18 protein-coding genes are annotated in these 22,677 nt (G+C 57.9%); 6 read left to right on the plus strand and 12 right to left on the minus strand.

Annotation, left to right across the window (positions count from 1 at the left end):
• Positions 1-513: 513 nt before the first annotated feature.
• The 3 genes from FJ145_25005 to FJ145_25015 form a co-directional block, all read right to left on the minus strand.
• Positions 514-1,593, minus strand: a complete 1,080-nt coding sequence (locus FJ145_25005) for an amidohydrolase (protein MBM4264670.1) — start codon at positions 1,591-1,593, stop codon at positions 514-516.
• Positions 1,594-1,680: 87 nt separating this feature from the next.
• Complete coding sequence (locus FJ145_25010; GenBank protein MBM4264671.1) at positions 1,681-2,787, minus strand: hypothetical protein; 1,107 nt, start codon at positions 2,785-2,787, stop codon at positions 1,681-1,683.
• Between the two features lie 125 nt (positions 2,788-2,912).
• Positions 2,913-3,182, minus strand: coding sequence for a hypothetical protein (locus tag FJ145_25015; GenBank protein MBM4264672.1), 270 nt, complete (start codon positions 3,180-3,182; stop codon positions 2,913-2,915).
• A gap of 233 nt (positions 3,183-3,415) precedes the next feature.
• On the opposite strand from FJ145_25015, the gene FJ145_25020 reads away from it, so the two are divergent.
• From FJ145_25020 to FJ145_25030, 3 genes are all read left to right on the plus strand, one after another.
• Entirely contained in the window at positions 3,416-4,243 is an 828-nt protein-coding gene (locus FJ145_25020) for an alpha/beta hydrolase (GenBank protein ID MBM4264673.1), read from the plus strand.
• Positions 4,244-4,508: 265 nt separating this feature from the next.
• A complete protein-coding gene (locus FJ145_25025) occupies positions 4,509-5,756 on the plus strand; it encodes a Rieske 2Fe-2S domain-containing protein (GenBank protein ID MBM4264674.1) in 1,248 nt (415 codons plus the stop codon).
• Positions 5,746-6,849, plus strand: a complete 1,104-nt coding sequence (locus FJ145_25030; protein MBM4264675.1) for a hypothetical protein — start codon at positions 5,746-5,748, stop codon at positions 6,847-6,849. Before FJ145_25025 ends, FJ145_25030 begins: the two co-directional genes overlap by 11 nt.
• A 114-nt stretch (positions 6,850-6,963) precedes the next feature.
• Here FJ145_25030 and FJ145_25035 read toward each other — a convergent pair whose 3' ends face one another.
• Entirely contained in the window at positions 6,964-7,326 is a 363-nt protein-coding gene (locus tag FJ145_25035; protein MBM4264676.1) for a peroxidase, read from the minus strand.
• Between the two features lie 21 nt (positions 7,327-7,347).
• Positions 7,348-7,635 (minus strand): hypothetical protein, encoded by a 288-nt coding sequence (locus FJ145_25040; protein MBM4264677.1) that lies wholly within the window; start codon positions 7,633-7,635, stop codon positions 7,348-7,350.
• A 472-nt stretch (positions 7,636-8,107) separates the two neighbouring features.
• Here FJ145_25040 and FJ145_25045 point away from each other — a divergent pair, with 472 nt between their 5' ends.
• Together FJ145_25045 and FJ145_25050 are read left to right on the plus strand one after the other, a co-directional pair.
• The gene (locus FJ145_25045; protein MBM4264678.1) at positions 8,108-9,121 is read left to right on the plus strand and encodes an ABC transporter substrate-binding protein; all 1,014 of its coding nucleotides are present in this window, start codon (positions 8,108-8,110) and stop codon (positions 9,119-9,121) included.
• A 31-nt stretch (positions 9,122-9,152) separates the two neighbouring features.
• Positions 9,153-10,316, plus strand: a complete 1,164-nt coding sequence (locus tag FJ145_25050; protein ID MBM4264679.1) for an acyl-CoA dehydrogenase — start codon at positions 9,153-9,155, stop codon at positions 10,314-10,316.
• A gap of 48 nt (positions 10,317-10,364) precedes the next feature.
• Here the strand turns inward: FJ145_25050 and FJ145_25055 are convergent, their stop codons facing one another.
• The 7 genes from FJ145_25055 to FJ145_25085 form a co-directional block, all read right to left on the minus strand.
• Positions 10,365-11,378: an LLM class flavin-dependent oxidoreductase gene (locus FJ145_25055; protein ID MBM4264680.1), complete on the minus strand. Its 1,014-nt coding sequence runs from the start codon at positions 11,376-11,378 to the stop codon at positions 10,365-10,367.
• A gap of 23 nt (positions 11,379-11,401) precedes the next feature.
• Positions 11,402-13,183 carry a hydantoinase B/oxoprolinase family protein gene (locus FJ145_25060; protein ID MBM4264681.1) on the minus strand — a complete coding sequence of 594 codons (1,782 nt, stop codon included), beginning with the start codon at positions 13,181-13,183 and terminating at the stop codon, positions 11,402-11,404.
• Complete coding sequence (locus FJ145_25065) at positions 13,180-15,234, minus strand: hydantoinase/oxoprolinase family protein (GenBank protein ID MBM4264682.1); 2,055 nt, start codon at positions 15,232-15,234, stop codon at positions 13,180-13,182. The genes FJ145_25060 and FJ145_25065 overlap by 4 nt, the downstream gene beginning before the upstream one ends.
• Before the next feature lie 77 nt (positions 15,235-15,311).
• Positions 15,312-16,280, minus strand: a complete 969-nt coding sequence (locus FJ145_25070; protein MBM4264683.1) for a hypothetical protein — start codon at positions 16,278-16,280, stop codon at positions 15,312-15,314.
• Between the two features lie 628 nt (positions 16,281-16,908).
• A complete protein-coding gene (locus FJ145_25075) occupies positions 16,909-18,324 on the minus strand; it encodes a CoA transferase (protein ID MBM4264684.1) in 1,416 nt (471 codons plus the stop codon).
• A 110-nt stretch (positions 18,325-18,434) separates the two neighbouring features.
• Complete coding sequence (locus tag FJ145_25080) at positions 18,435-19,925, minus strand: amidase (protein MBM4264685.1); 1,491 nt, start codon at positions 19,923-19,925, stop codon at positions 18,435-18,437.
• Between the two features lie 55 nt (positions 19,926-19,980).
• Complete coding sequence (locus FJ145_25085) at positions 19,981-20,982, minus strand: ABC transporter substrate-binding protein (GenBank protein ID MBM4264686.1); 1,002 nt, start codon at positions 20,980-20,982, stop codon at positions 19,981-19,983.
• Between the two features lie 390 nt (positions 20,983-21,372).
• On the opposite strand from FJ145_25085, the gene FJ145_25090 reads away from it, so the two are divergent.
• Positions 21,373-22,353 carry an ABC transporter substrate-binding protein gene (locus FJ145_25090; GenBank protein MBM4264687.1) on the plus strand — a complete coding sequence of 327 codons (981 nt, stop codon included), beginning with the start codon at positions 21,373-21,375 and terminating at the stop codon, positions 22,351-22,353.
• Positions 22,354-22,677: the final 324 nt, after the last annotated feature.

Below are 22,677 nucleotides of genomic sequence, written 5' to 3' on the forward strand. Positions count from 1 at the left end.
CGCCGCGATAAGCGAGGCCGGCGAGATTCGTCAGCGGATCGACTTCTTTCTTGATGTCGAGCAGCAATTTTTTCTCGCGAATCAGATCGATATAGCTGCGCAAGTCCTGGGGCATGCGGTTCCTCCGGCAAGATAAAGTATTCGAATGCTTATGCCATCAACGGGCGAGATGCAACCTGGCTTGGGATGCGAGGACTAAAAGCCAGAGGTCAGCAATCACTAGCCCGGATTATTCATCGCTGCGGCGCGATCGCAGTGAAACTCTTCCGAAGCGAAGGCAACAGATATCCGCTTCGACGCCGCCTCGTAGGGGCGACCGGCGGTCGCCCTGCTCTGCGAATCGCAGTGAAAAGGTCGAAGAGATGCCAAGCATCGGCGCATTAAACCGAACGATTTGCGCTGATGCCTTCGCTCCTCCAGAGTTCCACTTCGATCGACACAGTGTCATGGGTTTTCCCGGTCGCATGAATAATTCGGGCTAGTACACGAGCGATTCGAAGATTCTGAACGCGCTCACATGTTGTAGAACCGCTTGGCGTTCTCGCTGAACACTTTTCGCTTCACTCTTTCCGATAAGTCCGTACGCTCCCAGAACTCCGGGATGTCTTTGGCGAAGACACCGGCTTCGCGCTCGTGCGGGAAGTCGGTCGGGTACATCATGTAATCTTCGCCCATCTCGCGTGCGACCACGTCTAATGTTTTCTCGTCGGTCTCACAGGTCACGTAAATATTGCCGCGCTTGAAATATTCGCTCGGTTTGACGCTCAGCGGAAAATGTTTGCGTTTGCGGTCGATGTGATCTTTCTCGTCCATGCGGTCCATCATGTAGGGAATCCAGCCGGCGCCGGCTTCGAGGAAACCGATTCTCAGTTTCGGAAACAGATCGAAGACGCCGTCGAGGACGATGCTGGTGAGCTGGATCATCTGTGCGATCGGATGCTCCAGCGTGTGGATCATCGACATGGTCTGGAGAAAATCGAATCCCAGGTTGGCACTCACGGCGCCGTGGACGGTGAGCGGCACGTTCAATTCCTGCGCGACTTTATAGATTGGGTGAAAGTCCTGGTGGCCGAAGCCTTTGTTCAGTTTCGTAACCGCCGGTAATAGACCCGCAACCATGCCGTATTCCTTCACGCAGCGGCGCAATTCGTTGGCTGCTTCTGATGGATATTGCACCGGCAGCAGCGCCACGCCCTTCAAGCGCTTGTCGATCTTGCAGTAGCGATCATAAAGCCAGTTGTTGTACATGCGCGAGACCACACAGGCCCAGTCGTGATCTTGGATCAGACCTGCAGAGAGGCCAGCCGTGGGGTATAGCACTGCGGCGGAAATCTTCGAGCCCTCGATGAATTGAATCCAGCTATTAACATCGATTTTGGTCACTTTGTTCAAGCCGCGGACAAAGCCGCGCGGCCAGCCGTCGAGAGAAGGGAAGATTGAAAACGTCCCGGTGCGGCGGTGGCCCGTGAAGTCGCCATCGAAGTACTGTTCCATTTCCACGTCGGTCTCTAAAACGTGACCGTCGGCATCGATGACTGTAACTTGGTCTAGCATGTGAATTCTCCGGTTTGCGCGCTGCCTATTTCGTCCCATTTAATAGTGCCCCAGCAAGCTGCGGGGAATATTGGATTTAATGAAATGCTGCTTTACTCTTCTTTTACTGCGCTAAACCATGGGAGATTAGCTCAGGTTGTACAACTTAGCGCAGTTATCCCAAAGAATTCTCTTCTTGCTCTCGTTGGAAATATTCTGCTCCAAAAATTCCTCCACACCCTGCGGAAAATCCGAGTCCCCGTGGGGATAATCTGTCGAGAAAACGATGCGGTCATCGCCAACTAGGTCGATGATCATGGGCAGCTCTTTTTCATGTTCAGTGGAAATCCAACATTGGCGCTTAAAATACTCGCTAGGCTTCAATTTGCCTGCCGTCGGAAAACGCCCCTTGACCATAGCGTTGTCCAGCCGATGTAATAGGAACGAGACCCAGCCGCAATAACATTCCAGAAAGGCAAGCTTCAACTTCGGATGACGGTCGCAGACACCGCCGCCGATCGTGTCAGCCAGCGCCAACATGTTTTCCATCGGATGCGAGACCACGTGGCGTAGCAGAAGATTGTCACCAAAACGGTCGCCGATCTGCGGCACCTCACCGGCCGAGGTCGCCGAGTGAAACCCCATGGGCACGCCGAGTTCCTCCAAACACGACCAGACCGTGTCGAAGTAACGCGAATGCCAGGGCAGATCATGCAGCGGTTCAGGCCGCGCAAACACGCCGATAAAGCCCAACTTGCTAACGCAGCGCTGCGCCTCCCTAACCGCTTCGTTGGGATCGTGGAAGGAAAGCATGCCGACGCCTTTTAACCGCTTGGGATCTTCTTGGCAAAAATCGTAGAGCCAATTGTTATACGCCCGTGCCACCGCAGCCCCAAGCCTCGGGTCCATCCCGCTGCGCATCATGATGCCCAAACCGATTGAGGGATAGAGCGCCGCAACGTCTAAGCCTTCGCGATCCATCGCCTTCAGTTGAGTTTTGGCATTGAAGCCGTTGTTGCGGTATTCGGCAATCTCCTGATCGATCCTGGTCGCGTCGTAAATGCCGCCTCGAAAAGCTGGCTTGTAACCCTGGAGAATCTTGCCGTCCAACATGACCATTGCTGAACTGCGGGCGGTGGAACTCAAAATTTTCGGCCCTCGGCCAAGCCACTCAGGGTCTAGGTATTTATCCCACAGGTCTGCCGGCTCGCGCAGATGCATATCGGAATCGAGAATCTTAAAACCATCTTTCATTATTAGACTTCCTCCGAAAACTCTAAACTTCCTGAAGGCTATCACTGAACCCTTTCCGCTGGCAACGGACGGCAGCCTTAAGTGGCTCCTATCGCCCCTCCATCGGAAAAAGCCTAAACGTCAGCTCAAAGGCCCTTGACAGATAGGTTTCTTGCGACGTTGCGCGCCAGCGCCGCCGGCGGGCGCATGCCGTAGACCACCGCTTCGAGGATTTCATCATCGCTGGCGCCGCATTCGCGCGCTTTGCCAAGGTGAAGATTGGCGCCCCTTTCGTAGCCATGCGACATGCAGACAGCGAACAGTATTAGCTGCGCGGTTTTCGCATCCAGCGAGCCTTCTTTGTATTTCACGTCAAAGAATTCTTTTTCTACGGCCATGCTCTTCTCCCCTTTCATTCCGATACATTGAGCTACACTAGGAGAGGCAGTCGCCGGCTGTCAATAACTTTACGGCGCCGAGCCACGAACAAGGGTTTTTCTCTAGTCCACGCCGACCTGCTGTCAAACGCTTTATGTCATTGGCGTCGCGGGCAGATGGCTTGGAACGTGCGCTCAATCGGTTGACAGTCTGAGTTCGCCTGTGCGAACCTCCGTGACGTAGCGCTAATCATCATTCGGGAGATATCATTATGGCCATTGCTGATTTGCCGACGGGCGTAAAGCTTTACTACGAATCCCATGGCGAGGGAGAGCCTTTTGTCTTCATTCCGGCGACGGGATTTTCTGGCGAAGTGTGGAAATCGCATCAGGTGCCGGTGTTGGCGAAATCGATGCGGGTGATCACCTTCGACCCGCGCGGTTGCGGCCGTTCGAGCCGGGTCACCGGCGTGTGCACTATCGATCAGATGGCTTGTGATGTGGCCGCGCTGCTCGATCATCTAGGTCTGCCTTCGGCCCATGTATTAGGCCATTCCATGGGTGGGCGGATCGCGCTGGCACTGGTACTCAACTATCCCAAGAAGGTTAAAAGCTTGATTCTTGCGGCCGGCGGCTCGGGTCCTGCGGCGCGTCCCGGCCCAGACTGTGTGCCAGGGTTGCCCTATTTTCTAACGGTGGAGCTGATCGAAAAAGGCTTCAACGAATTCGTCCGCCATGAAGTCTGTGACACAGAAACCTACTTTACCGACGACTATCGGCGCCAATATCCCGACAAAGTAAAAGCGTTTTACGATTTGCTCTGGCCGACCCACGCCAAGCTACAGGACTATTTGCAGCTCTGTATCGCGCGGCACAATTGGGAGGGAACCCATCGGCTGGGGGAGATCCAGGCGCCAACCTTGGTCGTCGTCGGCGACAAAGATATAATTGGCAGCAATCATGTGCCGCAATCGGAGGTTCTCGCGCAGAGAATCGCCGGTGCCAAGTTGAAAGTTTTAACTGGCCAGTCCCATGGATTTTTCTGGCAAGTGCCCGAGGAAACCAACGGTTGGATTGCCGATTGGGTAAAAAGCCACTGAGCGAGAGAGTTACTTTAAGATCGCTGTGAGTTTTTCCACCAACCGGGCGTCAAGTTTGTAGACGCCGGGCGATGATTTTTCCCAGCTCCAGACCGGTCAGCGGATTAAAATCGAGCGCGGCTCTTTTGGCGCAACAGTAGGTTTTTCATCAAGCAGAAATGGAATTGACATCTCTGCTCATCCTCGATATAGCTTCGGCTCGTCGGCGTCCCCCGCCAAGGCCGGTACATGGTTCCAGTCGTTTTCGGAAGAAAAACGGTAATCAATGCTGTCGCGTGAAGAGAATAACCTTTTGACCCGAGTGGGACCGGGCACGGCGATGGGCGCCCTAATGCGTTCGTACTGGCTGCCGGCGTTGCTTTCCGAGGAGATTCCGCTGCCCGATTGTCCGCCGGTGCGGGTGCGCCTGCTCGGCGAAGACTTGGTCGCGTTTCGCGATACCAACGGCCGGGTCGGACTCCTGGGCGAGCACTGCGCCCATCGCGGCACTTCATTGTTTTTCGGCCGCAACGAAGAGTGCGGCCTGCGCTGCATTTATCATGGCTGGAAGTTCGGCGTGGAGGGTCATGTGCTGGACACGCCGGCGGAGCCGGCGGGTAGCGAGTTTCACCGCAAGCTTCGTCACACCGCCTATCCCTGCCAGGAAATTGCCGGGATGATTTTTACCTACATGGGCGCGGCGGAACGAATGCCGCTGTTGCCGCGCTATGAATGGGCGGATCTTGCACCGGGGCAGACTTTTCCAGTGAAGTCATTTCTCGAATGCAATTATCTTCAGGGCATCGAAGGCGACTTCGACTCATCGCACACGACGTTTCTGCACAACAACGACGTTCAGAACAAAGAGACGCTCAAGCGCGACGGCGCGCCGGCGCTGGAAGCCGAAGACACGAGCTTTGGCATGCGCGCCATCTCGATCCGCAAGCTCGGCGCCGAGCGCGTCTACGTGCGCACAAGTCCCTACATCATGCCTAGTTTCAGCATCGTGCCAGGGCCGCCGACGGCCAAGTTCGAAGAGGACGACATCCGCGGCTTTCGCTTTTGGGTGCCGATCGACGATCGGACGAGTTGGCTCTATATCCTCAACATGCGCAAGCGGCCCTTCGACGACAGCGAGCGCGCCGCGCTGCGCAGTTGGATCGAGCCGGACTACCGGCGCAAGCGCAATCTGCACAACGACTATCTGATCGACCGAGGCTTACAGCGCGCCAGGCTTTTCTCGGGCATCGAGGCGGTGAACCCCGCCGAACAGGATGGCTGCGCCACCGAGAGCATGGGGCCGATCTTCGACCGCAGCCAGGAACATCTCGGGTACAGCGATAAGACCATCATCGCACTGCGCAAGTTGCTACTCAGCGCGCTGCGCGATCTCGCCGAAGGGAGAACGCCGCCCCATGTGATTCGCCAGGAAAGCGAACGGGACTTTTCAAGATTACGTTCGATCAAAGGCATCCTACCGGCGGGGACGGACTGGCATCGTGTGCTCGACGGCTTGCGGCCGAATGATGGCTAGGGCGATGGTTCCAAGTCATTCAAACCGTTCCAAACGCTCAACGCGTTTCGGATATCGCGTTCGGATGCCGAGCGCAGTATTGGCGCTGGGGCTCTTTCTTGGAGCTCCAACATCGTCCTTCGCTCAGTCTTTGCAAAAATCTATCGCGATGATCGGCGCCCGCAGCGGCGCATCCTGGCCGCTGTGGATCGCCAAAGAAACCGCGCTCTACGCCAAGTACGGCCTCGATGTGGAGTTGGTCTATGCCGTTCATCCGGCGCCGATCGTGGCGGTGATCACCGGACAGGCGGCGATGACTTCGGCCGGCGCCGATCCGGCGGTGCTATCGGCTGCCAAGGATAATTCGCTGGTGATCCTCGGCGGTTTCTTGAACAAGGGATCGTTCGCCATGGTCGGCTCGAAGAACGCTGTCGACATGAAGCAGCTAGCCGGCAAGAAGATCGGTGTCGGCCGGGTCGGCGACCCGCCCTATCATATGGCGGTGAGCCTCTTGAAAAAATATGGCCTCACGGCCCGCGACGTGCAGTGGGTTTCCGTGGGCGTCGACGCGGCGGCGCGGGCCACAGCGCTGCAGAGCGGCTTGATCGACGCCGCGCTGGTGACCGCGCCGGCTTATTTTCGCTTGCAAGCGGCGGGGCTGCCGGTGCTCGCCGTGCTGCTCGACCACGACGATATCTACGTTTCCACCTACGCGCTGTTTCGCCGCGAGGCGCTGACCAAAGAGCGCGCCGCCGCGTTGGCCTACACTAAGGCACATACCGAAGCGATCAAGCGATTCTACGATGACAAGCCAATGGCCACGGAGATCTTTCTCAAGTACGGCGGCGCGCGCAACAGCGACGACGCTAGCCGCGTCTACGATCTGTTCAAGAAGGCGCGGGCTTTCGAGGCGATTCCGTACGCGCTGAAGGGCTCGGTGGAAGCCGTGGCCGAGCGCCAGAGCCAAGAATTGAAGGGCGCCGACCTCGCCAAGATGTTCGACAACAGCCTGGTCGATCAGCTGGTCAAAGAGAAATACTTCGAGGCTGTTTTCGGGTCCACCATCCGCGATGAGCAGCAGCGCAAGCAGGCGCTGGCATTCGGACGTTGGTAGCGGCAACAGTCTGTGAGGAAACTCCCGTCAAAGCGTGGGCGCCCGCGCTTCTCAAACCAAATCGTATTCATCTAGACACGATCTGCTTGATCTGCTCCTGGTAAGCGCTTTTTCTTAGCGCACTTGCCAGCGATCGCGCGGCATCGCAACGCCGCGCGCTTCGGCCGCTTTTGCCGCCCGTTCGGCGCCCGCACGCGCCCGCTCGATTTGCCAGTCCGCCACTTCCAACCCAAGTCCGTCGACGACCCGCACACGAAAATTGAAATAGGCACAAACATGGACAATGTCGAGGATGTCGCGGTCGCTCCAACCGACGTCGCGCAGTTTTTGCACGTCGGCCTCGCGCATACTGCTCGGCGTCAGTGTCAATTTCTCAGCGTATTCCAACATGGCGAATTCCGCAGGCGTCAACCCCATCTGGCGCCAATCGTCTTTGACCTGCTCCACTGAAAGATCGTCGCCGCCTTCTTGACGCAGAAACTCTGCGTGGGCGACGGTTCAGAATCGGCAATGGAGCGTCGCCGCAGTGACCGTGGCGATCAATTCTCGTTGCGCCGTGGTCAGCCGTGACTCGCCGCGCATGATCTCCCACATGAGTTCGGCGGTGTGCCACATCGCCTTGGGGTTTAGGCTATGCAACATCGGCGGACTGACTGGCGGGCCGCCGGAGCCGGCGTCGCGATCGCGATTGATCTGCTCCCCTTGACGTTGCGCGCGAATCTTGGCGTAGACTTCTTTCAATTCAGCGGTGGCTTCCTTTTCGGGAATGACTCTAATCCAAGGCATCGGATTTCTCTCCTTTTCGGTGCGATTTACCGTTCAACAACGCCGAATTTGACCACGTTGCGGCGAAAATATGGATAGGATTTTTAACCCACCTTTTCTATGGCCGGAGCTATAGCGGAGAACCGGCAGAACTGTCAATCCGTTTTCTACGCGATGAAAAAGCCCACTCTTCTACCGTCGGCTTGGCCGGCGAGCGGTCGGTAAGCGCGCGAAAGGTTGCTTACGGCGCCGCTCTGTCGAACTCGGAGCGAGCGGCGCCATCGGCTTGCAGTGGCAGGCGGTTTTCGGGTGTCAGATTTCCTGGAATAAGTCGACTCGACGAGCCGGGGCGCGCGGCGGGGCGCGGGTCGGCAGGCCCAGATGGCTGAGGATTTTGACAATCATCGGCCGTGGGCGATATATTTGCGCTCGGGAAAAAAGCTGCGTTGCATTTTTTTGCTATTTTAAAGTATCTAGCCCCACAGCCGATGCCATGCGCCGCGTACTGCTCATCGCGATTTGTTCGCTTGCGATAAATTCTTTGTGGTCTAACTCCGCGCTCGCGGCGGCCGCCGGCAGAATCATGCTCGGCTATGCCAGCCCAGGCCGCGCCCTGCCGTTTTGGCTGGCGCAGGATCTTGGACTTTTCCACAAGTATGGCATCGATGTCGAGCCGGTGTTTATACGCGGCGCGCCCATTCTCGTCGCCGGCTTGGCGGCGGGCGACATTCAAGTCGGCAGCACCGGTGGCAGCGCGACGCTGGCTGCCGTCGCCGGCGGCCAGGACTTAAGAATCATCGCCACCTTTGGCAGCCGCAACAATTTTGACTTGATGAGTCAGCCCAACATCAAACGACCGGAGGAGCTGCGCGGCAAGCGCATCGGGCTCACCAGCGTCGGCGGCACGACCTGGATGGCGTTGCTCCTGTGGCTCGAGCACTTCGGCCTCGATGTGCAACGCGACAAGATGCAGCTCCAGGCGCTTGGTGAGCAGGCGGTGACGGTGCAGGCCCTCGAAGCCGGCATTGTCAACGCTGCCGTCCTGGACGGCATCAACTCGAGCCGACTCAAACCCAAGGGATTCACGGTTCTCGGCGAATACGCCGATCTCAAGCATCAATTCGTCAGCCAGGCCCTGGTGGTGCAACGAAGCTATTTGCAGCAGCGCGGCGACACCTTGGAGAACTTGCTCAAGGCTCAAATCGAAGCGGTCGCCTACATCCTGGCACCCAAAAACAAAACGGCGGCCGTCAGAACGTTGATGCGGCGCATGAAAATTAGTGCCGCGGGAGCCGAAGAAGGTTATCTTGACCTACTGCGTGTCTTGGAACGTAAGCCGTTTCCGTCGGTCGAAAGCATCGCCCAGGTGCAGCGCTTGATGAAAACTCAGAATCCGAAAATCGGCGCCGTCAACCTCGAAGAGATCAACGATGCGCGTCTGGTAAAGAAACTAGATGACAGCGGCTTTATCGATAGGGCGTTTGCCGCCCAGGGTATTAAGCCGTAACGGAGTCACTGCACTAAACGAAAGGCATGCAATGGACTTCAACCTTCCCGAAGAGCTGCAAATTCTCAAATCGACGGTCCGCAAATTCGTCGACGCCGAACTGATCCCGCTCGAACGGGAGTTTCGCCCCGCCGGCGAAGAGATGCCGGAGAAGTATCTCAAACCGCTGCAAGAAAAAGTGCGAGCGATGGGACTGTGGATGCTCGACGTGCCCCAAGAATACGGCGGCGCGGGACTCGATCTGCTGACGCGCTGCGTGATCAACGAAGAGATTTCGCGCACGGTCGCGCTGCCGTTTCGTTCCAATCCGCTCTTCGGTCCCGATGTTCGGCCGGTGTTGTTCTATTGCAACGAAGAACAGAAGCAGCGCTTTCTTCTGCCGGTCATCGAAGGCAAGCTCGAGGTCTGTTTTGCTCAAACCGAACCCGACGCGGGCAGCGACCCGGCAGCCATGAAAACCAACGCCGTGCGCGACGGCGATGATTACATCATCAACGGCACCAAGCGCTTTATCACCGGCGCGGGCACCTCGGACTACGCTCAGCTCATTGCCGTCACCGACAACGAAAAGCGCGCCCGCGGCGGCATCACCTGCTTCATGGTCGATATGAAAAGTCCGGGCGTCATCATTGAAAAACAATGGCAAACCATGATGGGCGACGATCCCTGGCAGATTCATTTTGATAACGTGCGCGTGCCCGCCGCCAATATCATCGGCAAGCTTGGCGATGGGTTCACGCTCGGCCAAAAATGGATCACCGCCGGCCGCATCAAAGGCCACGGCTCGCGCTGCATCGGCATCGCCGAACGGGCGTTGGACATGATGATCGAATACTCCAAGGTGCGCACCACCTTCGGCCAACCGTTGGCTAACCGCCAGGCGATTCAATTCATGATCGCCGACTCCGCCATGGAGCTGCACAGCGCGCGACTTATGGTCTACGAATGCGCCTGGCGCGCCGATCGCGGCGAGGACGTGCGCAATCTCTCCTACATGACAAAAATTGTCTGTACCGAGATGGCAAGCCGGGTGGTTGATCGCTCCATGCAAGTGCACGGCGGACTCGGCTTAATGAAAGAGCTGCCGCTCGAATGGTGGTACCGTCAAGTGCGCAGTCTGCGCATCACCGAAGGCAATCCGGAAGTGCTGCGCTGGCGCCTGGCGCAACATATCATTCGCAATCATAAGGGATAGACCGCGAGAAGACGGGCCAAAGCGAGGGCAAGTCGATCGTGCGCCCGGCTAAGAATTGGCGTTGACCGAAGCTCTGATAACCACGGCATCGGCAAACGTTTCGATCACGGCGGCTTTTGATTTGCCGAACGGAATGATCGTCAATTCGCCGATGTCGTAGGTGAGGAGTTTTTGCACTTGCGCGCTCACTTCCGCCGCGCTGCCCGCGACGGCAAAGCGTTCCACCCACTGGTCGCGCACCAGGTGAGCATGGCCCGATTCCATATGGTGGTAGGTATCGTAGTGTTGCCATAGCCGTTCGACCGCTTCGCGGTCCGTCGGGTCGTCGAGTTTACCCATGCGGTGGAGCCGGCCCAAATGGGTCATCGCCGTGCGCGCGATCTTGCCTTTGACCTCTTCGCGCGCCTCTTGGGAATTTTCCGCGATGCAGCAAGGAATTCGGTAGGTAACTTTGACTTCGTCGAGCGGCCGGCCAACTTCGGCACAGCACTGCTTTAGCGTCGCAATCGTCTGCGCCAGCGTGCCGACCTCACCCGTATAGATGATTCCGTCGCCAAGCAGCGCCGCGTGTTTCATGACCTTGGGTGCGCGCGTGCCGAGAAAGATCGGAATCGTCGCGCCACCGCTGTAGACGCAGCGCACCGGCCGGCCGTTCAGCTCCACTGTGTCGCCCGCCATCAGGCGCTTTACTTGCTCGATCATGACGCCAAAGACTTCGCTGGTCACCGGTTTCATACCGATGTTTTCCGGCCCGGTCGCACCGACGCCGATTCCCAAAAGAACACGCCCAGGCGCCAATTCATTCAACGTCACCATCGCGCTCGCCGTGACGGTCAAATGGCGCACCAACGGGTGGGTGACCCCAGGACCGATGGCGATTCGCTTGGTCGTCATCGCCATCGCGCCCATGAGCGCGTAGGGCTCGCGCCAGATCATGTGCGAATCGCCGACCCAAAAACGATCGTAGCCCAGCTCGTCAGCGAGTTGCGCCAAGCGCAAACCCTCACGGGCGTTTTCGGTGGCGAAGAGGCCAACGCCGAACTTTATTCTCCCCATTGCCATTGCCAAAAGTAAGGAGTGAACAGTCAGGGGCTAAACCCTCCCCTCCCCGTCTCCTTACTCCTTACTCCCCACTTCTCACTGTTCTCGCGCGTCGCGCGCAATTTCCTCGTGGCCTCGACATCCACCACCAAACGCATCAGGTCGATCACAACACCATAATCCGCACGCGCATGTTCGATGGTCACGTAGCGGTCAAGCACGTCGCGCAAAACCAATTGCGGATCGCGCTCGAACGGGTCGCCGAAACCGCCGCCGGCGTTGGTCTGCACGCGCACCACATCGCCCGGTTTGAGAAAAACTTCACGCACACCGTCGGCGACTTGGACGTTGTTGACGAAAACATCCCCGACCTGGGCGCTGCCGCCGCCGAAGATGCCCCAGGGCGGCAGCTTGCCGCGCATGCTGCCTTTTAAGCTGCGCACCGGCACGACAGCGTTTATCAAAGCTTGATATTCGCGCGTGCTGCCCATGCCGCCGCGATACTTCCCCGGCCCGCCGGAGTCCGGCGTGACCGAAAACCGAGTGATACGCAGCGGGAATTCACTTTCGTGGATTTCAATCGGTCCGGGGCGAAACTGTCCCGCGCCCAACGGTCCGTGAATCAGATTCACACCGTCGCGGCCGTTGGTGGCGCCCTGCGCGGTGTTCAACAATTCCATCAAAACCCAGGACTTGCCGTCCGCACCCGTGCCCATTAAACGGATCGAACCACCGCCACCGGCGGAAGCGGCGGCGCGCTCGGGCGCGAACTCCCCCAAGGCTTTCACGGCCATGTCACAGACCAGGTGTGCCAGCGGCGTGTAGTGCGACACCGCCGCTCCCGGTCTGGGGCAAACCATCGTGCCCTCCCGAAAGCGAAACTCGATGGCTTCGACAAAGCCGTGATTGAAAATCAAATTGGGATCGGTCAGCGCCATCACGGCGCAGTAGCAGCTATTCTTGACCATGGGCATTGCCAAGTTCACCGCCCCCTGCGCCTGGGCGTCGGAGCCGGTAAAATCGAAAACAATCTTGTCGCCGGTCTTGGTGATTTTCAGATGGGCGCGCAGCATGCGCTTGAAGTCGACGTTGTCGTGATCGAGGATGCCTTCGGCCTCGTGCGTGCCGTCGGGCATCGCTCTAAGAGAGTTGCGCAGGCGCTCGGCAACTTTGTTCATCAGCTCGCGTCCCGCTGCCGTGACCGTAGGCGCGCCAAAGCGGGCGCACAGCTCGCGCAGGCGCCGCGCGCCGACCTGACAGGCGGCCACTTGACCGCGCAGATCGCCTAAAGTTTCCCCGGGAATACGGCTGTTGGCACCGACGATGCGCTCGATGTCGCGATTGACGGCGCCGCGGCTGTAAAACTTAACCGGCGGCAAAACCAATCCCTCTTCCCACAGATCGCGCGCCGCAGTCAGGCCGCGAATGCCACCCAGGTCGGGCTTGTGCGCCAGTGTGCCGCTGTAGCCGACGATCTTTCCTTCATAAAAAATCGGCATCAGAATAACCGTGTCGGAGGTGTGGGTCACGTTGCCCTCGAAGGGGTGATTGAACAGCAGCGCGTCGCCTTCTTCCAACTCCTCGGCCAGGAAATATTTGGGCAGATGGTCCATCACCGCCGAGAACGACGCGAAGTGAAAGGGCAATTTCTTCGATACCGCTAGAGTTCGCAGCTCGGCGTCCAACAGCCCTGCGCTGCCGTCTTCCGACTCGCGCAGCACGGTGGAATAACCGCTGTGAAACAGCACGACGCGCATTTCCTCGACGATGCTCGTCACTTTGGAGTTGACCAACTCAAGCACGATGGGATCGACGGCGCCGCTCATTTTGCCACCTCGATGATGACATTGCCGAAGCGATCGACGTGGGCGTGCTGATGTGGGTGAATCACGATAGTGGAATCGACCTGCTCGATTATAGCCGGCCCCGGGATTCGGTTGCCGTGCGCAAGCCTGTCACGATCATAAATCGGACAATCGATCCAACCGTCAAAGTAAGCTTGCCGGTGGCTCTTGAACGCCGCGCTGGCGCTTTCACCCTGGCGCGGCAGCACTTTGGGATCGGGCTTGGGCAGCGGCACACGCGCGGTGACGCGATAATTGACGATCTCAACTCTCTGATCGTCGGCGCGCGTGCCGTAGTGCGCCTCGTGGCGCTGATCGAAAGCTTCGCGCCAGCCGTCCTTGTCAGCGGCGGAAAGGTGGCTGGCGATGGGGATGGCCAACTCATATTTCTGGATCGCGTAACGCAGCTCCAACGCGCGCTCGAAGCGGATCGACTCGGCCGCAATGTTCTCCGCGGCCATTTCCTCCAACGCGGTCTTTTCCAAGCTCTCAAAGATGGCTTGCACTGCACCGACTTCGACGTCGGCGAGTTCCGCCACTCGCGTGCGGATGTAGTCGCGCTTCAGATCCGAGACCAGCAGTCCCATCGCCGAAGCGACGCCCGGCGCCGGCGGGACGATGACTTTCGCGATGCTTAACTCCTCGGCCAATTTGGCGGCGTGCACCGGCCCACAGCCGCCAAAGGCCACCAGGGCAAATTCGCGCGGATCTTCACCGCGCGCCACCGTGATCAGGCGCAGCGCTTCGACCATGTGCGAATTGACGATCTTGACGATGCCATCGGCAGCTTTGATTGGGTCGAGACCGAGCGGCACTGCGACTCTGTTGGTAATTGCCTGTTGCGCGGCGGTCGCATCGAGCTTCATCTTGCCGCCAAGGAAAAATTCCGGATTGAGCCAACCCAGCGCGACGTCGGCGTCGGTGACCGTCGGCTCGGCGCCGCCGGTGGCATAGCAAGCCGGGCCCGGGTCAGCCCCCGCGCTCTGTGGTCCGACTTTTAACATGCCGGTGTCGTCCATCCACGCGATGCTGCCGCCGCCGGAGCCGATCTCGATCAAGTCGAGCGACGGCATGCCGAGCAGCCATTCACCGGCTTGGAAGCGCGACACCGTGCGCGGCTCGTGATTTTCCACCAGCCCCGCTTTCGCCGTGGTGCCGCCCATGTCGAAGGAGATGATTTTGCTATGATCGGTCATGCGGCCGATATGGGTCGCCGCCAACACTCCGGCAGCGGGCCCCGACTCAATGATCTGCACAGGGATCTTTTTAACGACACCGGCGGTGAGGCTGCCGCCGGTGGATTGCATGATGTAGAGACGACGATGAAAGCCGCGCTGCGCCAGTGTCTGCTCAAGACGATCGACATAATCGATTACGATCGGCGCGACATACGCATTCGTCACCGTCGTCGCCAGGCGCGCGTACTCGCGGATCTGCGGCAGCACCTCGGAAGATAAGTAGACATGCGCGGTCGGGACGGCTTCAAGGATCAGCTCGCGCACGCGTTCTTCGTGGGCCGGATTCAGAAAAGAAAACAACAGGCAGACCGCCACCGCGTCGACTCGTGCCTGCTTGAGCACTGCCAATTGACGTCGCAGCGCCGCCTCATCCAACGCTTTGATCACCTTGCCGTCGGCGCCGACCCGTTCGGGTGCTTCAAGGGTACGCCGCTGCGGCACCAACATGCGCGGTTTGGGGTAGCAGAGATAGTCGTAGCCGCCGGGCCGAATCTGACTAAGCTCCGGCGTCTCGTAAACGCCGCTGTAGCCCTCGGAGATCACCAACCAAGTCTCGCCGCCCTTTTGTTCGAGGAGCGCGTTGGTGGCGACGGTGGTGGCGTGAAACAGGAGCGAGACATCCGCAGGTTTGTGGCCGTTATGAAAATAGCTTTCCAGCGCCGCGATCACGCCCTGGGTAAAATCTTTGGGGGTCGTCGGAACTTTGAGATTGAAGAACTCACCGCGCTCTTCCTCGAGCACACAGAGGTCGGTAAACGTTCCGCCGATGTCGGTCCCGACACGAAAACGGGGCATATCAATTCCTGGATAAGTTAAAACCGGTCAACGACGCCATTGTGCTGCGTGCTTAGCGCGCAAAGTTATCCGAATTTCTAGCGGTACAATCCCTTCTGCGCTAACTCACGCACGATGCTTTCGTCCACAAAAGCGTCCGCGGTCGCTCCTTTAGCTTTTGGATCTGGGCTTTGGCGCAAAACCTCGACGATGCCTTCCTTGTTGACCTCCGGCGTGCGCTGGATGAAATCGACACCATACTTGTACACCGCATCGAGAATCTCAGGATCCTCCTCGCGCATGTATTTTTTGATCACGCCGATGGTAAACGGCTTGTCGCCGTTCATCCGCTTGACTCCTTCCGAGTAGCCTTTCATGAAGCCCAGTGCCATGGCGCGGGTTCTTTTAACGAAGCTCCGGGTGCTGGCAATCGATGAGTAAGGAAAATAAATTCCTGACTTGGTCATATCGACCAGGATCTTCGCGCCGCCCTTTTCCGCGCGCAAACTGTTAGGCGGCGCGATCGGCGCGGCAAAGATCGCTCGGCTCAGAAGCGAGGTCGCCAGACCGCGGTGGCCGCCGGCAATCTGCAACACCGGCACATCTTTCACTGGCTCAAGCCCAGCCCGTCTGAGCACCTGACGCATGGCGAAGTCAGTCGACGAGCCAAAGCGCGTAACGCCGACCGGTTTGCCGCGCAAATCCGCTACGGCCTTGATCTCCGGCATCGCCATGAAATGCACGGCAGGTACGATGGAGATGCCACCGATGAACACGCCCTCGCCACCCTTGAGACTCGATTCGATCACCGGCTCACCGCCGGCGAGAATGATTGGCGCTTCGCCCGCCATCATCGCCTGCAGCGCCGTGGTGGCGCTTTGGATATAGACTAGATTGACGTCGAGGTTTTCCCGATCGAAATAACCGGCGTCTTTGGCCACCCAACAAGCGAGAAACAGACCGCTGATCGAAGCGTAGACGACGTTCAAACGATCCTTCGCTACGACCGGTTGCGCCGCCGCAGCCACAAGCAAAACACCCACAAGCAAACAGCAAATTTTTCTCATGACATCACTCCCGTACTCGCTCGTGAATTTCCAAGATTCACTATCCCTTGAAATAGTTCAAGGCTTGAGCTTGAGCTAGCCAATAGTCCCGACCGGAAACGAATGCGCAGACGCAATGCAACCGGCGACAACGAACGATGTGGCTATGCGCTATGTAAATCCTGGTACTATGGGGTCCTTGGAAAAGAGTCATTGCCATTGCGAATAGCGTTAGTGGGGACGTTCATACCCGGAATATTTCGCTGCCTCGGGAGTTTTTCGAAATTGGAATGCGGCGGTCGGGAACAGAGCATGCACAAACCATTCGTGCGCTCTGCCGTGGTCGGCAGGATCAATGCGGTGCACTTAATGCAAGGTACCTTTTCAATCGGTATGAGCAGTCCTCCGACCGAGGCTATGATTGCTACGAGTCCTTGTTGTATCACCCAGGAGTAACGGCGATTGTCAGCGCTCTTTCGGGACTACTTCCTTGAAGAGATACGGAGGAGCCGTCTCTCAAATCCTTTACTAGCCGATCAGCGGAATCTGCCGAAAGTAGCACGACGTAACCGTCTGCCATGAATCGAATGTCGTCCGCAGGAGCATTGCCGGGGATCCAGCGCCGGCCACGACCTGCCTCTTCAGCGACTTATTCGATGGCTCCTTCCTGCCGCAATGCCACGATGTCACGGCTGGCATAGCCCAACTCGTGCAATACCTCGTCGGTGTGCTCTCCCGGCACGGAGCCCATGCGCCGCACCGATCCGGGAGTTTCGGAGAGCTTGGGGCCGATCCCCACGTGGCGCACAGGCTCACCGTCCAACTCTCCAACCTCCTGGACCATGCGGCGATGCAAAATCTGCGGGTCCCGAAAGGCCTCCTCCAGAGAGTGAACCGGACTCACAGCTATTGGATCTATGCCGCCGAGCTTCTCGCACCATTGATCCCGTGTACGAGTCAAAAAGGCCTTGCCGAACGCCTCCAGGATCTCCGGATATCGTGGTGCGTCCATTTCATGAGGAATGAATGCCTCACAGCCCAAGGCGCGGCAGAGTTTCACCCAGAAGCGAGGATCGCCGCACGCCACACTGATGTATTTGCCGTCCTTGCATCGATAGACGTTGTACGAGGGCTGAAATCTGCCGTGTATCCGCGGCCTGTCCTTGGGAATCGCTCCCCCTTCGAGGTGCACGGAACCCAGGTGCGCTAATAAATAGAACACGCCATCGGTGATGGAGATGTCGACGTACTGGCCGCATCCGGTTCGCTCCCGGGCCATGAGTGCTCCGAGAATACCGATGACCGCCTGCATTCCGCCGCCGGCCAGGTCGGCGATCATGTTGGGCGGGACCATGGGCGTTGCCCCTTCGGGACTCAGCACGTGGAGTGCGCCGGCAACCGCGTTATAGTTGACGTCATGACCGGGCAGCTTCTCGTAGGGGCCGTCCTGGCCATAACCCGAGATGGAACAATACACGAGCCTCGGGTTGATGGCCCGCAAGGCGTCGTAGTCGCACCCCAACCGCTTCATCACACCCGGCCGAAATCCCTCCACGAACACATCCAAATCCTCGCACAGACGGTGGAGGATCCGACGCCCCTCCGGGTTCTTGAGGTTCAAGATGACACTGCGCTTGTTGCGGTTGAGGGCGTCGAACGCTGCGGCGCGGCGCTCGGCTCGGCCTCGCGCCGGTGGCCTGGCACCCGGCTCTTCGAGGCGGATGACGTCGGCACCCAGGTCACCCAGAATCATGGTGCAATAGGGTCCCGGACCACGCCGGGTAAAGTCGATAACCTTGATGCCTTCAAGCGCTCCGCTCACGTCGCCCTCCTTTATTATCTGCCTGCGTATTTCGCTCAATCCGGCCGGTGATTTCGCTCCATTGCGGCCGCCTAATTCGCAGGATTGCGGCCGGTGGGAGTCGCCGCGACGCTGGGATTTTGTAGATAGCCCAAGGACTCTCTTGGTTGCAAGTAAGTTGATCGTTTCTTCCGATCGCTTTAAGGCCGAGCCGACCGACACGACAATGGGTTTTGATAAGGCAGAAAATGAATTCACAGCTATCCCGGTCCTGCGATAGGGCTCCGGTCATAACTGGGTTCTTCAAACTTCCGCCCGCGCAGGCGGCCAGACCTAAAGAGGTTCTCGGAGACCAGAGTCGCCCATTTTTCGCCTTAGCTTGTGGTGGCCGGCGGCCGGCGTTGGCGCGTCGCCTGCTCATAGGCATAGGCGAGCCGAATCATCTGGCCATCGGCATAGGGCCGTCCTAGAAAGGTGATGCCTGCTGGCAGGCCGTCGCGGGTGAAGCCCGCCGGCACGGCAATGCTCGGCACGAAGAGCAGAAACGTGTTTAGGTGCGGCGCGCCTCGGTGATTCACATAAGGAGGGTTGACGCCGTCGCGAATCAGCGTCGGTTGATGCTCGACGGATTTGTGCACGATGGCGTGAAGCTTGTTGTCGGCCATAACCTTCAACAGATTTGTCATAAGCGCATCGCGCGCCATTAAACAATCGTAATATTTCGCCGCATCGGAGGAAGTCTTCAAACGATGCTTGGCACTGTGGGAAACCTTGGCAAACTCCGGCGACGCCATGGCCTCGGCGCGCGACTTGAACGGCGCGTTGCGGTTGCGGCCGTAATAGATGGCAAACGCTTCCTCGCCGGAAGTAGGATCGTCGGCGCGCTTGGCTAACAGTTCGTTTAGCCGTGGAATCACGATGGGATCGACGGTCGTGGCGCCGGCGGATTGCAAATCGACAATCGCCCGGTCGAAGACTTCGCTGACCTGCTTGAAGTCGTCTGAATCGGGCTCGGTGTGATAGCCCATCGGCTCGCGCAGGACCCCGATACGCGCAGCGGCCAAGCCGCCACGGTCGAGAAACGCAGCATAACTCTCCGGGCAGTGGTCGAAGCCCCAGGCGGTCAGTGGATCTTCCTCGTCATAACCAACCAGGACGTCCAGCAGCAGGGTTAGATCCTTGACGGTGCGCGCCATCGGGCCGAGGGAACCAATTTTTTGCGGCCAGCCGGAGTAGGAACCGGTGCGGCTTACCAGCCCCGCGGTGGTGCGCATGCCGACGATGGAATTCCAAGTGGAGGGGCGGCGGATTGACGCTAACCCTTCCTGGCCTACGCCGAGGGCAGCGAAGTTTGCCGAGACACTTGCCGCAGTGCCGCCCGACGAGCCGCCAACGGTGCGTTCCAACGCATAGGGGTTTTTGGTTGAGCCAAAGAGCGACCCATGGGTGTCGCCGCCGCCCAGTTCGCCGAGAGTCGCCTTGCCTAAGATGATCGCGCCAGCCTGTTTCATTTTTTCGACGATGAATGCATCGCGATCCGGATAGAAGTCTTTAAACAGCACCGATCCCAAAGTGGTTGCCGTGCCGACCGCATCGATTTGGTCTTTGAGAATCACGGGGATGCCGTGCAGTGGCCCGGTCAGCCCCGAAGTCGCGTACGCCTTGTCTAAACGATCAGCCTCAGTGAGAGCCGTTGGACTTATCGCAATGACGGAGTTGATCGCCGGGCCGCTTTTGTCGAGGACCTCGATGCGGTCGAGATAGCTTTGTACTAATTTTCTGCAAGTGAGCTGGCCCGATTTGAACGCACTATGGATGCTATCGATGGTCGCGTCGATAATCTCAAACGGTGCTGTGGTTTCCATGGTCTTTGCTCCCCGATGGGCAATTTAGAGTAGGCGTCGGCGCCTGAGAAGTTCACTACTCATATAGCTTATTGATAAAACCGCTTTGATCAAGGCTCTTGATAATGCTCGCATCCACGAATGAGTTGGGATCGGCGGCTCTCGCCTTGGCGTTGTCCTTGCCGAGAAACTCCAAGACGGTTTTGACCCCCTGAATGGACGGGTAGGGCGCTTTGTTATAGTAGGTTGACGCCAACAGATCGTAAGATTTTTCCAAGTATTTTTCCTGCTGAGGCTCGGTGCGGAGTTTCTTCTTGAGAACTTCCAGGCTATCCTTCTTGTTCCTTTTGAAATGGGCGATTCCTTCGAGATACCCTTTCAGGATGCCGGTCGCGGTTTCGTTATTTTTTCGCAAATAGCCGCGCCCAACCGATAACGTGTTTTGCAAATAGTAAATGTCCATGTCAGCCAAATCGGCGAGAACGTTGTAGCCCTTTTCCTCAGCGATAAACACCGTCGGCTCGGTAAACACTCCCGCGTCAATCGTGCCATTGTCGATGGCGATCAGCATCGTCGGTGAGGATTCCCAGTTGACCAGTTGCACTTTGTCTATGGCGATATTCCACTTGCGCAGCAAGAGCTGGAGAACGGTATGAGAGGAGGAACCAAAACCAATGATGCCGATTTTCTTGCCGATCAAATCTTTGGGGTTCTTCAAGGCCGGACGAGTAATCAACTTCTGCACACCTTTATCCAAGATCGATGCGACCATGACCACATCGGCGCCGGCCAACGCGGCGCTGATCGCGGCTGCTCCGCCTGCGGTGGCAAACTGAATATCGCCGCCGACCATCGCGCTGATCGCGCGTGCAGCGCCGCCGCCAACGTTTGTCACGTTGATATCGATCCCATGTTTCTTAAAAAAACCACGCTCTTCGGCCAGCCAAATCGCACCGTTAACAGAACTCGTTGCACTCAGTCCGAGGGTCACCGGCTCTGCAGCAAAAGTGTATTGGCAAAGAGCAAAGATGGAGAGAGTTTTGACAGTTAGACTCGCAACGAATTGTTTAAGCGCCATGCGTCCTCCGACGTCGACAGTGAGTTTTTGTGTTCGGTTGCGCGCAGACTGGATAGTAGCAAACGAACACAGGGATGAAAAGTAAACGCTGCACGGCGGTTCAAGGGCAACTCGTCAGTTCCAACCCTTCGATACGGCCTTACAGGCCTACTCGGGACGAACGGGTTATTTTAGATTTCGCGCCGTTCGAGCGGAAGACCTGGACGGCTCGTGTCACAGGTTCTAAAGGTTTTTACGGAGAAGGAGGTCTAGGGTGTTTGCAACGTGAGATTTTGCAGAACCGAGGCGCTGTGCTAACGTCGCCTGTGCGCGCCATAGCGCGGAAAGGCGGTGGCCATTTTGATCAGTGCCGCAAGCGACAGGCTTCTTGTTTCAACGACGCGCCGAGCGATGCTCTGGGCATGGATATTTTTGTTTCTAACTTCAGCCGCGCCCAGCCTCGGCGCGGATAGGATCCGCATTTTTTATTCTGCCATCACCGGCGAGCAGTCGGCTTTTTACATCGTCAAAGAGTCCGGCATGTTTCAGAAATACGGTCTCGATCCGGAGGTTATCTTTTTGGACAGTGGCACCATCGCCGTGCAGGCGATGCTGTCCGGAGAGGTTCAACTGGGGTTGTTGGGATCGACCGCGGCGATAGCAAGCAACCTGCGCGGATCGGACATTAAGATTATCGCCGGCATGATCAACAGTTTGACCTATGTACTGGTATCGGATCCGAAGATCACTCGTCCTGAGCAGCTCAAAGGCGCTAAGATCGCGATCTCCCGCTTTGGCTCGCTCTCGGATTTTGGCGTCAGATACGCGCTCAAGCGCCTGAACGTGCCGGTATCCGATGTCACGCTTCTCCAACTTGGAGGTGGTCAAACTTCGCGTTTGGCCGCGCTCCGGTCGGGCGTCGTGCAAGCGGCAATCTTCGCGCCGCCAATTACGCGTGTGGCTCGAGAGCAGGGGTTTTACACCATGCTGGATCTGATGAAGGACAAGTTCGAGTACGCCGGTTCGGCGTTCGTCGCTAGCGCTGCCTTCCTGCGCGAAAAGCCCGACCTCGCAACGCGCTTCCTGCGCGCCTACGTCGCCGGCATACAGTACGGAAAAACCCATAAGGAAGAGAGCATGCGCATTACCGCGCGCTACATGAAACTCGATTACAACAAAGATCGCGCCAGTCTGGAGGAAACCTACAACGTATTCATTCAGGACGTAGTGCAGCGCAAACCCTATCCCTCGTTGGACGGCATACAGAGGGTGCTCGATCAGATCGTCGAGAGCGATCCCAAGGCCAAAACTGCCAGGCCAGAACAATTCGTTGATACCCGCATATTGTCGGGGCTGGATCGCAGCGGCTTTATCGACGCGCTCTACAAGTAGTCAACCTCGCCGAGTCTTCGACCTCGACATTGAGCACTGCGCCAATTGCGACCGCTGCGTCGCCCAAGCCAGCCAAAGCAAAACCGAGATTTTCATCAAACGGAAAGGCGATTGACACCCGCGCCGGTTCGGCGATATAGCTCCGGTCAGAAAAAATGGTGGGTCAATTTTTCTATACCTAGCCCGGATTATTCATCGCTGCGGCGCGATCGAAGTGAAACTCTTCCGGAGCGAAGGCAACAGATATCCGCTTCGACGCCGCCTTGTAGGGGCGACCGGCGGTCGCCCTGCTCTGCGAATCGCAGTGAAAAGGTCGAAGAGATG

The organism is Deltaproteobacteria bacterium (assembly GCA_016874755.1).
Classification (GTDB): Bacteria; Desulfobacterota; Binatia; order UBA9968; family UBA9968; genus DP-20.